The sequence below is a fragment of the Vibrio sp. 10N.261.51.C6 genome, assembly GCF_041471785.1.
Classification (GTDB): domain Bacteria; phylum Pseudomonadota; class Gammaproteobacteria; order Enterobacterales; family Vibrionaceae; genus Vibrio; species Vibrio crassostreae_C.
In genome coordinates this window covers 115,411-129,667 of sequence record NZ_JBFRPB010000022.1, presented here as the reverse complement: position 1 = coordinate 129,667, position 14,257 = coordinate 115,411, and the positions used below count along the sequence as shown (strand labels likewise).

Sequence of the window (14,257 nt, the reverse complement as noted above, 5' to 3'; positions counted from 1 at the left end):
TTGAGCGGCATTTTTATTATCGATTAAAGCGAGATTTACTGCCTAACTAAAAGCTTAACGCCAAAAACTAAAAACTAGCCTCGACCACCTTTAATCGCTTTAATGATTTCAGTGGTAGAGCAACCATCTTCAAAGTTAAGTACTTTCACTTCACCACCAGCAGCAATCACTTCCGCACCACCAGCAATCTCTTCAGGCTTGTAATCACCACCTTTCACAAGAATGCTTGGCAGTACCTCAGAGATTAAACGTTGAGGGGTATCTTCAGAGAATGGCACAACCCAATCAACTGCACCTAAGCCAGCCAATACCGCCATACGACGATCAGTTGGGTTCACAGGGCGACCAGGGCCTTTCAAGCGTTTCACTGATTCATCGGTATTTACCGCAACGATCAAACGATCGCCCAGCTCAGCCGCGTGATTCATGTAAGAAACATGACCAGCATGTAGAATATCAAAGCAGCCATTGGTCATAACTACCTTCTCGCCTTTCGCACGAGCACGCTTCACCGCTTCAACCAGTGCCGCTTCTGAGATCACACCGTAGTCTGTGTCTTGACTGCCGTGAATCGCTTCAGCTAGCTCTATCGTGGATAACGTTGACGTACCTAGCTTACCAACAACGACACCAGCTGCAGCGTTCGCTAATGCACACGCCTCATCCAATGGCTTACCAGCTGCAACAGACGCAGCCAGTACTGAGATAACCGTATCACCAGCACCAGTTACGTCGTACACTTCTTTCGCTTGGGTTGGCAAGTGGAATGGTGCCTGACCTTTACGTAATAAAGTCATACCATTTTCACTGCGAGTCACCAATAGAGCTTCAAAGTCATACTTCTCGATCAAGGCAATACCCTTCTCGATAAGATCTTCTTCTGATTTCACTTTACCTGCAACCAGCTCAAACTCTGCCATGTTTGGTGTAAGTAATGTCGCACCACGGTAGCGCTCTAAATCCGCGCCTTTGGGATCGATGAATACAGGAACATTGGCTGCGCGTGCTTTTTGAATGAAGCTCTGTACATGCTCTAATGCACCTTTCGCGTAATCTGACAAGATAACCGAACGTACATTTGGTAGGGCTTGCTCCATGCGAGACAGAATAAGCTCTGGGTTGGTGTTTTCGAATTTGTCTTCAAAATCCAAGCGAATCAACTGCTGACCACGGCTCATCACTCGTAGTTTGGTGATGGTTGGATAGTCTTCTAACTCAACGAAATCACACTTAACCTTCAGAGCACCTAAAGTGCTTTTCAACACCTCAGCAGGCTCATCTTTACCAGTCAAACCAACAACATGAGCATGCCCACCAAGAGAGGCAATGTTCATTGCTACGTTGGCAGCACCACCAGGACGCTCTTCGTTATTTTCTACTTTCACAACGGGGACTGGTGCTTCTGGTGAAATACGGCCAGTTGGGCCATACCAGTAACGGTCAAGCATTACGTCACCGACAATAAGAACACCTGATTGGCTGTAGTCAGGTAGAATTGGTTTCATTGTTGAGCTCCAAAAATCGAATCTGGCTAGAGTCTAGCACACTGATTACAGTGGCTAAACTACAGATAAATGAGTAAAAGCCTATCAAGATAAACATAGCACTCGCTACGCTATGACTGAATTATGCTTCCATCCACTGCTTCCATGCCTGAACAACATGTTCTCTTTCCATTTCGAACTTTTCAATCGCCACATCCGCATCAAGGTTAAGTAGATTACGGTGGTGGATTTCATCCCTTAATGTGGTGTACGCATTGGTCAATGCCATACCTTGTTGCTCGTCCATTATCCCTTGCGACAACAAGCTTTCAAAGATTCTCACATTGTCACACCAACGAGTAAGCTTAGGTTTCTCGTTGCTGTATCTCAGCACTAAGTATTGCGCCAAGAACTCAATATCAGTAATACCGCCCGCATCTTGTTTAAGCATGAATCGATCGGCTTTTTTACCGCCTAAATGGCCACGCATTTTTTCACGCATATCCACAACTGACTTTTTGAGTGTTGCCTCATCTCGTGGCAAGCACAAAACCTCATGCCTAGTTTTGTTAAACGCAGATACCAATAAGTCATCACCGTAAATCATACGAGCACGAGTGAGGGCCTGGTGCTCCCATGTCCACGCGTCATTGTGCTGATACTCGTCAAAGGCATCGGTTGGACTCACCAATAGACCAGATGCACCAGAAGGGCGTAGGCGAGTATCGACTTCGTACAAAATGCCAGAAGCAGTTCTGGTCGAGAAAATATGAATAATACGCTGCGCTAATCTTAAGTAGAATTGGCGTCCATCGATCTCTTTCTTTCCATCAGTATAGATGTGTACCGGGCAGTCGTGCATGAACACGATATCAAGATCGGAGTTATAACCAAGCTCCCAACCACCGACTTTGCCATAACCAACGACAGCAAAACCGCGACCTTCGCGATCTTTAACATGGGTCGGTTCACCAAACTTGGCGGATACTTGTAACCAAGCTTGATTGACCCCCGCCTCCACAATGGCTTCTGCTAAGTAGGTCAGGTGATCACTGACCTTCATGACAGGTAGAGCACCCGCAATATCCGCGGCTGCAATTCTCAATATACAGGTCTGCTTAAACTGACGCAGACCTTCCATCTGTTGCTCCATATCATCTTCAGGGATACGGGCTAGATAATCACGCAACTCGGTCTTGTAAGACTCTAAAGGCACGGGATTGTAGAGTTGCTGAGGGTCGATAAGTTCATCTAACAGAATTGGATAACGACCCAACTGCTCCGAAATCATCGGGCTTGCCGTACACAGGCGAACTAGCTGAGTCAACGCGGCAGGGTGTTCATCTAGTAGTTCAAGGTAAGTGGTACGCGTAACGATTTTATGCAGCAGATGCAGTACTCGCGACAAACCAAACTCGGCATCCTTAGCGGTGTACAGCGCTTGAAACACTTTCGGCATCAGTCGATTGAGGACTTCCCGCCCACGAGGGCCAAGAGTCTTTTTAGCCAAATCGGCTTTAAACTGAATGATCGTTTTCGCCGCATCAGGCGGGCTCGCGACCGCAATGTCGTGTTCCAACACGTGCTCAATTACATCGGGTTTATGGGCCATATCCCACAACTCGCTAAAGTGGCTCGCGATCGGATTAGCGTCATCTTCATCAACGCCAATTAGGTCTTCGAACACGGTATGTACATTCGCCATATGGGCGCGAGTTGCCACAATCAAGCTATCCCAATCGGAAAATTGCATGGCAACCGCAAGCTGCAGTTGTTCGAATTCACCGTCAGGTAAGGTTTGAGTTTGCTTATCAGCCATGGCTTGTAACAGGTTCTCAAGGCGACGCAAAAACAGATAAGCTTCACGTAGGTGCCCCACCTCTTCAGACTCTAGCAGATGAAGGGATTCAATCGCACTTAAGGTTTCGAGTAACCCTCGACCGCGTAAGCTAGGCTCGCGTCCACCACGAATCAATTGGAAGACTTGTGCGATAAACTCAACTTCACGAATACCACCAGAGCCAAGCTTGATGTTGTTCGAGAGACCACGACGACGCACTTCGCTGCTGATCATAGACTTCATTCGGCGCAGAGATTGAATCGCACTAAAATCAATATAACGGCGGAACACAAACGGGCGTAGCATTTGGCGAAGCTCTTGATACTCAGGGTACATCTCACTGCCCATCACACGCGCTTTGACCATAGCGTAGCGTTCCCAATCGCGACCTTGTTCTTGATAGTAATCTTCTAGCGCAGCGTAACTCATGACCAGTGGACCACTCTCACCGAATGGACGCAGGCGCATGTCTACTCGATAACAGAATCCATCGAAGGTTTGCTGATCAAGCGCCTTAATAATACGTTGCCCGAGACGTGTAAAGAACTGCGCATTGGCAATGCTGCGTCTTGCACCTTGGGTTTCACCATTCTCTGGGTAGGTGAAGATCAGATCGATATCGGAAGAGAAGTTAAGCTCACCGCCCCCTAGCTTGCCCATACCAATGATCAACATCGGCTGTGCTTCGCCTTGTTCATTACAAGGTGTGCCACACTCTTTACAACAAATATCGTACTGCCATTGGTAGGTTTCGAAGATCATCGCCTCAGCCAACATCGATAGATGATTTAGGCTCTGCTCTAGCTCCCACGAACCCATAAAATCACGCCAAGCAATGTAGGTCATTTCTCGATTTCGGAATTGACGCAGCACGCGCTGACCGCTCATTTCATCGGTGCAACTAGAAAGTAATTCAGCCAAGCGTTCTCGGTATCCTTCAGCGCGTTCTTCGCATGCCAACATATTAGGTAAGTCACCACATAAAACCGTATCACGCTGCAGGCAATCACCAATAAAACAGCTTAAACCGAGTACACGTTTAAGATCTTCAGTCAGTGGCTCAGACCAAGTATTGATGGCTTCACTTTGATGCTCTAATAATTGCTCAAAAGCAGACTGGGAGTGAGTGATGAGTTGAGAAGGCAATGGCATGTTTCTTCCTTGTATAAGCTGCGCGCCGAACAATCGGTTTATCGATTCAGTTCTTCAATAACGAGTTTTCATAACTAAAGATAAGTTATACCAAAGTTACGCCAATAAAAAACGCCCACATTAGCAATGTGGGCGTTTTATCGATTAACTTATCTGGTTGAGCTTACAACCGAGAAACAGTCTCTGGGAATTAGCCTTTGACGGATGAAGATTGGGTGCTGAGGACTAAACCTTAAATTGCTTAATCTTACCGTCGAGTTCTTGCGCGTTACTTTCCATAAGCTGAGAGGTCTCGAGCAGTTCACCAACCACCACAACTGAAGCTTCAACAAGCTCGCGTACATTGGTCAGGTTGACGCTCATCTCTTCAGCAACACTGCTCTGTTGGCCTGCAGCGGTCGCGATCTGGAAGTTCATATCATTGATTTGATTGACTTGGCTTACAATGCCGTCAAGCTCACTTCCCGCGTTAGTCACCAGATCAACACCTTCAGCCGCTTCAACAACACTCTTCTCCATCAGTTCTACCGCAGAGTTAGCGCTGCTTTGTAGATGACTGATCATGTCTTGAATCTCTACCGTCGCTTGCTGAGTGCGCTGTGCAAGGTTACGAACCTCATCAGCAACAACCGCAAAACCACGACCCGCTTCACCGGCACGTGCCGCTTCAATTGCAGCGTTCAATGCTAGTAGGTTTGTCTGTTCTGAAATGCCTTGGATAGTACCAACCACACTGCCAATTGAGTCAACGCGTTCTTCTACTTGGTTTACCGCTGCTGCAGATGCTGCGATATCTGAAGATAGCTCACTCATCTTAGACACTGATCCTTGAACGAACTTCTGACCAGTAAGAGCTTGGCCTGATGCCTGTTCAGTCAATGACGAAGCGCTTTGTGCATGCTCAGCGACAGTTTGCACCGTCGACGTCATCTCACTCATTGCTGTTGCCAGTTGATCGATCTCGTTGAACTCTTCTTGAGCTGACTCTTTGGTTTCAGACATGCTGATGGTCATCACTTCCGTCAGAGCAAACAGCTCATCAGAAGAGGCCACCTGAGTTTTGATCATGTCGTTCAGTTGGACGCGAGTTTTTTCAAGTTCGCGTGCCACATCGCCGTATTCATCTTTACAATCCATTTGAATCGGCACTGATAAGTTCTTATCTGCCATGGTTTTAATGGCGTCATTAAGGTATTGAGTCTGGCGCAGCATAACGCGCGCCGCTGCTAACAGAAGAACCACAAACACAATGATCATCAAGGCTGTTTGCCAAGCCACTTGAACTAGGTAAGTCTCGTAATGCTGTTGTGCGACTTGCGCATTGTTGGTTACAGCAAGCAATGAATCGTAAAACGTACTTGCGTCCCATAGCTGCTTCGAAATGATCAAGATAGTGCTGAATATCATCAACATGACCATTTTTGGAACGAGACGAACGTCAGAGATTATCCTTTCCCACGGCTTGAATGACAGTTTAGTCATTGTCAGTTCTCCATTAATTCTTATATATTGATGGCTTCTATATCCGCGAGGTGGCTATGTCAGTCAAAGTTCGCGATTTATTTTGAGCCTCGTATGAATGTTGAATAATACCAAAGACGCCACCAAGCCGATGAGCTTATTGTCACTGATTCTCTCTTTCTTAGCGTTATTTGTGATCTCAGGCTTATTGTTCGTACCGATCGATAAAGAATCGAAACAAGTCCTTATCGGCCTCGATTTTATAATCTGTAGTGTTTTTCTTTTTCAGCTCACAATTGATCTATTTAGATCACAAAACAAAAAAGAATTTCTAAAAGTACACTGGATCGATTTCTTAGCAAGTATCCCAATGATCGAGCCTCTTCGTTTCGCCCGTATTTTTCAAATTCTGCGAGTCATCTTAGTTCTGCGTTCAAGTAAACGTATTTTCAGAGAGTTATTTCGTAATAGGAAAGAGACCACTTTCGCTTCCATCATTCTGCTTTTGGTGATCTTACTGACTATCGGTGCTGGCACGATCCTGCTATTGGAACACAAAGATCCGAACGCCAACATCACTACAGGTAATGATGCTTTATGGTGGGCGTTTGTGACCATCAGTACTGTGGGTTATGGCGACCATTACCCAGTGACAACTTCCGGTCAGTTAGTGGCTTCAATGGTGATCATCTGTGGTGTCGGTGTGTTTGGTATGATTTCAGGCTTGATTACTTCTTTGATCACCTCCCCAACTCATCATGAGAATCAACGAGCGGAAAACAAAGAGAAACACCTTGAGAAGATCATCGAGCAGCAACAGAAAATCTTAGAGCGACTCGAAAAACTTGAGCAACAAACAAAAAAATAGGGCCGGAGCCCTATTTTCAAATTCATACTTCTATTGATACAGGTATCGAGTTTAGTCTTGCCAGTATGGCTCAACCTCAACACTGATTTGGCGTGTCTGTTCCATCGCATGCAGAATGGACACTTCTTGGCGAGCCAACCAACGCTCTAGCTGAAGCTTCTCATCGCCTTCCAATTTCTCAGTCAAAGGCTCTAACGTTTTAAGTGCCAGTAAGTCATCAATGCCTTGCACCATATCGGCCCATGGCAAGCGGAAGCTGTTTCGTTCATCGTCATCATACAAACTCGCGAAACCAACGCCAGAATACATATTACGCATCAAACGGTATTGCTGATCAATATACGCTTGGCTAGTCATCACTCGCTCTGGCGGGAAAGCTTCCATCAAATCGGCCCATGTGCGATCGAGTTGCTGCACGGAAAACCATTCGATACCACGAGCCATTTGCTCACGTGCTTTTTCATCTAAGAAAGGTTGCCAGCCACGAGACAGAATCCAACGGCTCAGATCTAATAATAACCCAGTGTATCGAGCAGAACTCAGCAAGGTAAGCAGATCTTCACGATCTGGCAGTTGCTCTTGCATCTCTTTAAGCTCAGCGACTAAGAACTTACGCGCATCGAGTTTACGTAGTACATGGCCTTTATCTTCCAGCAAGTCTTCGAAGTGATCATAGCTTTTCAGCCAGTCGAGCTCTTGCTCAAGCCACTTCAACTCTTGACGTAAAATCGCACTTGCTCGTCTAGGGACAATGCCGCCATAGATAGTGAAAGTTTGGCGAATAAAACTCAGCGAGTGACTGATCTCATGCAAAGCTTCAATCGATTGACGCTCTGTGAAAATCTGCTCGTGATAATGCCAATGAGCGAGAGCATGCTCTAAAGATTGAATAAAACACGATTCAACGGTATCACTTTTGTCAGTATCAACTAAGGTCAAATGAGTAACTTCATCTCCTTGATAACCTTGAGCAAGACGGTAACCCTTAGCTGCTTTACTTAGGTTACCCAAACGCATGCCACCTTGTTCGCAGAATTGGCGAGACAATGTAAATAGCGCATCCGTTTGACCGGATTTAAGTTCCAATTCGACTTCGCAAATCGGTTCTTGCAGGTCGCCTGATTCAACAAAGCCTTGATCGAATGCGACCTCGACTTGGCTACCATCAGGCATACCAATCAACCACTGCTCACGCGTGAAGTTGGTAGAGAACAGAGGAGTCAGCTCAGCTTGCAACGTTTCGATGTCTTTACCTGTTGGCCAGATATCCTCTGGGTGCAGGGCTAGCTTAGGTTCGTTGCTGTCGTGTTCTGCATTGTATTCAGGCCTTTGATGCAGGCCAGCAACCACACGACCAGCAGTCTTTACGGTTTGTACAAATACGTCATCAAAGCGTCGAATGCGTAAGCCTGTATCGTGCTTACGTAGCCAGTTGTCAGCGGTGTCAAAGTAGATGTTACCTAGCTCACGACAACTGTGCTGAAGTACTTTAGTTTCAGCAATTTTATTGCGTAAAGTCTCTGAAAATTCAGGAGAAACAAAAAACTTCAGTTCTATCTCGGTTTCCATAGTTATACCTTTCTGTGAAGATAGGGACAGGATATTGCCAATTTGAAAAGTCGGCAAGTCAGAAATATCGCCCTTATGATGATCTAAAACAGTTTTAATGAGAGATTGATTAGGTTAACATGCGCGACTTTGTAGCCATCGCTTAACATTTCACCATGAATATGGTGTATGTTGTTTTAAGGTTATTATTTATTAGGTTGGATGACCATGCCAGTAAATACAATTATGGGGTTATTTGCAAAGTCCCCAATTAAACCTTTGCAGCGTCACGTAGTATGCGTGAACGAATGTTGTTCTCACCTAGTTAATTTCTTTGAAGTTTCTTCAAAAGGTGACTGGGAAAAAGCATCAGAAATTCGAGCTCAAATTTCTCACCTTGAGAAAGAAGCTGACGTACTAAAACGTGAAATTCGCCTTAAACTTCCTCGTGGTTTGTTTATGCCAGTTGATCGCACCGATATGTTGGAGCTATTAACGCAACAAGACAAACTCGCAAACCTAGCGAAAGACATTGCTGGCCGTGTATATGGTCGTCAACTTGTCATTCCTGCTCCTATGCAAGAAAACTTCATCGCTTACGTTAAACGTTGTCTAGATGCAGCGAACCAAGCACAAAACGTAATCAATGAATTAGACGAATTACTTGAGACTGGCTTTAAAGGCCGTGAAGTAACACTCGTTGCCGAAATGATTCATCAATTAGATGTAATTGAAGATGACACGGATGCGATGCAGATCGAACTACGCCAACAACTAATGGCAATTGAAGGCGATCTGAATCCAGTTGATATCATGTTCTTATACAAAATTCTTGAATGGGTTGGTGGTATTGCAGATCAAGCACAGCGTGTAGGCGCTCGTCTTGAAGTAATGCTTTCTCGATCTTAAATCATACGTTAACCATATAACGAAGAGCATTTTTTGAACAAACCACTTATGCGCTGAGTATTCCTCTCGCTGAGCGGTTTTTTGCGTCTAAATTTGTTCCGCTTGTTATCAAACAACTAGGTATTACGATGGATATCCTTGCTAACTACGGCACTGTCCTGATTATTGTTGCAGCAGCTTTCGGTTTCTTGATGGCTATTGGTATTGGTGCAAATGACGTTGCGAACGCAATGGGCACCTCAGTAGGCTCTAAAGCTTTAACCGTTAAACAAGCGATCATTATCGCAATGATCTTTGAATTCGCAGGTGCTTACCTTGCGGGCGGCGAAGTAACAGACACGATCCGTAAAGGTGTTATCGAAACGTCTCTATTCGCTCATCAACCAGATGTACTTGTGTACGGCATGATGTCAGCACTTCTTGCTGCGGGTACATGGCTACTTCTCGCTTCTTACATGGGCTGGCCGGTTTCTACGACTCACTCAATCATCGGTGCAATCATCGGCTTCGCTTGTGTGTCTGTAGGTACTGAAGCGGTAGACTGGAGCAGCGTTCAAGGCATTGTGGGCAGTTGGATTGTCACACCGGTTATTTCCGGTTTCTTCGCTTACGTCATATTTGTAAGTGCTCAACGACTGATTTTTGATACAGAGAACCCGCTATTTAACGCGAAACGCTTTGTACCGGTATACATGTTCATTACAACAATGGTAATTGCACTTGTAACCATCAAGAAAGGCCTTAAGCACGTTGGTCTTCACCTAAGCAACACTGAAGCATGGGTTTGGGCTGCTGGCGTTTCTGCGCTTGTAATGATCGGCGGTTACCTATACATCCAGAAGAAATTCGCTAACCGCGAAGAAGACCACGGCTTTGCAGGTGTTGAAGGCATCTTCTCTGTACTCATGGTTATCACAGCTTGTGCGATGGCATTTGCACACGGTTCAAACGACGTTGCGAACGCGATTGGTCCACTGTCTGCTGTTGTATCAACCGTTGAGCACATGGGTGAAATCACAGGTAAGAGTACTATCGCATGGTGGATTCTTCCTCTAGGTGGATTCGGTATCGTTGTTGGTCTTGCAACAATGGGTCATAAAGTAATGGCAACCGTTGGTACTGGTATTACAGAACTAACACCAAGCCGTGGCTTTGCTGCACAACTTGCAACTGCATGTACGGTTGTACTAGCTTCAGGTACTGGCCTTCCAATCTCTACTACACAAACACTCGTTGGTGCTGTTTTAGGTGTTGGTTTTGCTCGTGGTATCGCAGCACTAAACTTAGGCGTTGTACGTAATATCGTGGCTTCTTGGATTGTGACACTACCTGCAGGTGCTCTACTTGCTGTTGTGTTCTTCTACGGAATTCAAGCTGCGTTTACTATGTAATCGCGACTGCGTTAGTGAATACTAGCGTCAGAACAGTGTGAGCTTCAGTAACGATATGTAAATGCCATGTCATTATTGACTCAAACGCACAGAAAGGGAGGCTTTGCCTCCCTTCTTTGTTGCACCGCATAAAGAAACTAAATATTATTTGCTGATTGAGGCTGACTCATACGCCTACCCAATTTGAATCGTTAAGGGATTTACTGTGAAAAAACTGATTAGCTTAGTTTTGTTCGCAATGCTTGCGGCTCCAGCTGCCTTTGCACAAGACCGTTATATTGCTGACAAACTATTTACTTATATGCATTCTGGCCCAAACAACACATTCCGTATCATCGGTAGTGTTGATGCTGGTGAAAAGATTACATTCCTACAAACTAACAAGAGTACGGGTTACACCCAAATTCAAGACAACCGTGGCCGTAAAGGTTGGGTTGAAAGCAAGTTTGTAAGCACTCAAGAAAGCATGGCACTGCGTATGCCTAAGCTAGAGAAAGAGCTGACGGAAGTTAAAGGCAAGCTAGCGAATGCTCGTCAGAGTGCTGACAGCGAAAAAGCTGGCCTAGCAAGCTCTCTAGATTCTCGTAACAAGCAGATTGCTGAACTAGAACAGAACTACAGTGAAATTAGCCAACAGCTAACGAGTTCTCAAACAGAGAACCGTGAACTGCGCGCTAAGCTAGACACTCAAAAAGACGACCTACTATTGAAGTACTTCATGTACGGTGGTGGTGTTGCGGGTATTGGTCTACTTCTAGGCCTTGTTCTGCCACACATCATGCCTCGTCGCAGAAAATCACCAAACGGTTGGGCGTAGACTTAACGCTTGTATCAGGTACAGTAAATTCAGTATCGAATATCAAAAAGGAGCACCGAGGTGCTCCTTTTTATTTGTCTGTTATCTAAATACGTATAGAAATCGCTAACCTTTCCACTCGTACAGAGCCGGGATTTCTATCTTCTGTTGATTGAACTCTATGATCACTGATTGTGGCTTAATCTCTAGTAATTGAATGTCTTGTCCAATCCAATCTCCTTGCGCCACTTCTTGGCCGTTCACTTTTACCCAACGTTTGGTCTCGCTGCTCGAGTACATATGAGTTTGTAGGTCTAACTTAGGAAGGACGCCTGATAAGCTATTGGTGTGCGTTTCCAACTCAATAACCTGAGAGCCTCTTTGCCCTGCGGGTCTAGAGTCCATCGGCTCAGGAGTGCTTTGTTGCTCCCCCATAATGGATTCAAGCTTCAATGCCAAATCAGGTGGCAACTCACTGAGGTCTAGCCCTTGCAGCAGATCACTGTCCGATTGTAAGTCACTATTTGATTGCTGATCAGTGCTTGATTGCAGAGCAGTCGTTTCATCACTCGCGCCTGGCTGAACGGATGACGATTCAGAACTGGCTGTCATTTGAGTGTTGTTATCAGCATTAGCGAAGATCACTGCTGAGCCACCAGCGGTGTTTGCACGATTAGCGCCAGAATCAATCTGTGCATACATCTCTTGGCGTGGCAATGCTTTCAACGGTTGGCTCGCCGGTGCAGGGCGAACGGTGAACAAGGCATCTTCTTCCTCAGACACGGCATCCATGCTTGCTATATCAGCATCCGCAATTTCAGGCTCAATGTCTGATTCAGTTTTAAATTCTGGCAGAGCGACATTGGCAGCTTGGTTCACGGCTTCTTGTTGTTGGATATACGATTGATAAGCCAAGACGCCACCCACCAACAAAGAAGGAACCAAGATTAAGAGTAGCCCCATCGCTAACGATGAACCTCGCTTGTTGCTCATCCCTTTTGCAGAATTAGGAACATGATGATTCTGGTAGCCTTTGAAGCTTGGTTTGCTAAGAGAGTGCTGATTAATAGAAGATGGCTTGTGAGACGGCTGTTTAAGTTCGTGCATAATACGTGACATTAGCTTTCGCCCCCTTCTAGTGACATCAGCTTAGGCGAATCGAGTTGAGCTAATCTCTGCAATCTTGCTAAGGTGCGCTTACCTGCAATGCCATCAACAGACATACCTTGCCACGTTTGAAATGCTTCGATTTTCATTTTTAACTCATAATCAAATACATCACTACCGGAAACAACCTCTCCTAATACTTCAGAAAGCAGTAGATCAAGCAAAGCAACCGCTTCACCTTGATAGCCCTCTTTAAGGGTCTCTCGCAGCGGCTGCTTCCAAATAGCGACGTAATCGCCTTGCCAGATTTGCTCTAAGGATTGCTTCGGCATCACCAACAGCTTTTCGTTAACGAGGAGCTCGACAGACTCCTCAGACGCACCATAAAGCACAGCAAACACTGGTTCTTGATCGATATCCAGATTAAGGACCACGGGTACGCCAAGCTCTAACAATGTATCCAAATTTGACTGTTGTTGCTCGCATACAAAGACACTTTGCGGCTCACTTAAGCACAAGCCATCACGCAGTGAAGACTGATACCCCCAGAGCGTATACAAGTCCTTGATAGCGAGAGAACGATTGGTTCCCTGCATCAAGTGCTGTTGAATATCTTGTGGCAAAGCAAACTTGGAAGGTTTTGGCTCAGCAACCAACTGAGGTTCATTCGCCACCAAAGAGCGCTGAGCCTGTGCAGACACTTCCGTCTTTGCTCCATTTGATGCATCCGTAGGCAACCAAGCATTGATATAGCTTGGAGCGAAGTTAAAGGTCGCTATTGCAAGACCAACGCTTAACGTCGCAATCCCTGCGTATTGGAATAACTTAGGCGCGACACGAGAAGTTAGAGCTTTCTCGACGTGATACACATCGGCCTGAAAGGACATAACCTGCTGACACGCTCGGTTAACCGTTTCATTGCTCGGTAGCTGCTCACCGTCATGAAAAGCCAACTGCAGTGCTTTATCACACACCAAGTTAATGAGCCTTGGAATACCATGCGTATATTGAGCAATCAGCTTGATAGAACGGTTCGAAAACAACATCTGCTCGCCACCCGCCGTCTCCAAACGAAACGCGATGTACTTGCCCGTTTCTTCGGTATTAAGAGGCAGTAAGTGATAACGACCAGTAATGCGCTGTGCTAGCTGACGTAGCTGCGTGGTTTGTAAGTGCTGTTGTAATTCCGGCTGGCCGACCAACAGTACTTTTAACAGCTTACGATTGTCGGTTTCCAAGTTTGTTAGAAGGCGTAACTGCTCCAACACATCGGCAGCGAGGTGTTGGGCTTCATCGATCACCAATAGGGTTTGAATGCCTTCGGCATGGCTATCAAGTATAAAATAATGAATAGCCTGACTGAGCTGTTTCAACGATGCTTGTTCTGGGTACTCGACCTCAAACTCATCGCAGATAGCTTCTAGTAAATCCGTATTTGAAAACGTAGGGTTAAGTATAAGGCCAGCCTGAGTATGACTATCCAATGAAGACAACATCGCCTTAGCGACCGTTGTTTTCCCTGTACCAACCTCACCAGTAAGCATCGCAAAGCCCCCACCCTCGCCTAAACCGGCTTGTAGGTTCTGCATCGCTTCTTGATGGCGCTGACTCAAAAACAAGTAGCGAGAATTTGGTACAATCGAAAATGGCATCTCAACGAAGCCAAAATATTCCTTATACATGTGCTGCCCTATAATTACG

The 14,257-nt window shown here is 45.7% G+C and carries 10 protein-coding genes; 4 read left to right on the top strand and 6 right to left on the bottom strand.

What is annotated here, in order from left to right; genetic code table 11:
- Positions 1 to 74 precede the first annotated feature (74 nt).
- From hldE to AB4375_RS06815, 3 genes are all read right to left on the bottom strand, one after another.
- On the bottom strand, positions 75 to 1,505 hold the full coding sequence (gene hldE / locus AB4375_RS06825; RefSeq protein WP_017069485.1) for a bifunctional D-glycero-beta-D-manno-heptose-7-phosphate kinase/D-glycero-beta-D-manno-heptose 1-phosphate adenylyltransferase HldE: 1,431 nt from the start codon (positions 1,503 to 1,505) through the stop codon (positions 75 to 77).
- Between the two features lie 121 nt (positions 1,506 to 1,626).
- The gene (glnE, locus tag AB4375_RS06820; protein ID WP_372051238.1) at positions 1,627 to 4,476 is read right to left on the bottom strand and encodes a bifunctional [glutamate--ammonia ligase]-adenylyl-L-tyrosine phosphorylase/[glutamate--ammonia-ligase] adenylyltransferase; all 2,850 of its coding nucleotides are present in this window, start codon (positions 4,474 to 4,476) and stop codon (positions 1,627 to 1,629) included.
- Between the two features lie 225 nt (positions 4,477 to 4,701).
- Positions 4,702 to 5,958, bottom strand: a complete 1,257-nt coding sequence (locus tag AB4375_RS06815; protein ID WP_048658011.1) for a methyl-accepting chemotaxis protein — start codon at positions 5,956 to 5,958, stop codon at positions 4,702 to 4,704.
- A 97-nt stretch (positions 5,959 to 6,055) separates the two neighbouring features.
- Here AB4375_RS06815 and AB4375_RS06810 point away from each other — a divergent pair, with 97 nt between their 5' ends.
- Complete coding sequence (locus AB4375_RS06810; RefSeq protein WP_017069483.1) at positions 6,056 to 6,805, top strand: potassium channel family protein; 750 nt, start codon at positions 6,056 to 6,058, stop codon at positions 6,803 to 6,805.
- A 51-nt stretch (positions 6,806 to 6,856) separates the two neighbouring features.
- On the opposite strand, the gene AB4375_RS06805 is transcribed toward AB4375_RS06810, so the two are convergent.
- Positions 6,857 to 8,374: a CYTH domain-containing protein gene (locus AB4375_RS06805; protein ID WP_372051237.1), complete on the bottom strand. Its 1,518-nt coding sequence runs from the start codon at positions 8,372 to 8,374 to the stop codon at positions 6,857 to 6,859.
- Between the two features lie 207 nt (positions 8,375 to 8,581).
- On the opposite strand from AB4375_RS06805, the gene AB4375_RS06800 reads away from it, so the two are divergent.
- From AB4375_RS06800 to AB4375_RS06790, 3 genes are all read left to right on the top strand, one after another.
- A complete protein-coding gene (locus tag AB4375_RS06800; protein WP_010434644.1) occupies positions 8,582 to 9,262 on the top strand; it encodes a TIGR00153 family protein in 681 nt (226 codons plus the stop codon).
- Between the two features lie 128 nt (positions 9,263 to 9,390).
- The gene (locus tag AB4375_RS06795; RefSeq protein WP_017069480.1) at positions 9,391 to 10,653 is read left to right on the top strand and encodes an inorganic phosphate transporter; all 1,263 of its coding nucleotides are present in this window, start codon (positions 9,391 to 9,393) and stop codon (positions 10,651 to 10,653) included.
- Between the two features lie 205 nt (positions 10,654 to 10,858).
- A complete protein-coding gene (locus tag AB4375_RS06790) occupies positions 10,859 to 11,470 on the top strand; it encodes a TIGR04211 family SH3 domain-containing protein (RefSeq protein WP_017062917.1) in 612 nt (203 codons plus the stop codon).
- Between the two features lie 105 nt (positions 11,471 to 11,575).
- Here the strand turns inward: AB4375_RS06790 and AB4375_RS06785 are convergent, their stop codons facing one another.
- On the bottom strand, positions 11,576 to 12,568 hold the full coding sequence (locus AB4375_RS06785) for a general secretion pathway protein GspB (protein ID WP_017062918.1): 993 nt from the start codon (positions 12,566 to 12,568) through the stop codon (positions 11,576 to 11,578).
- A complete protein-coding gene (locus AB4375_RS06780) occupies positions 12,568 to 14,238 on the bottom strand; it encodes an ExeA family protein (protein ID WP_198928503.1) in 1,671 nt (556 codons plus the stop codon). The genes AB4375_RS06785 and AB4375_RS06780 overlap by 1 nt, the downstream gene beginning before the upstream one ends.
- Positions 14,239 to 14,257 lie beyond the last annotated feature (19 nt).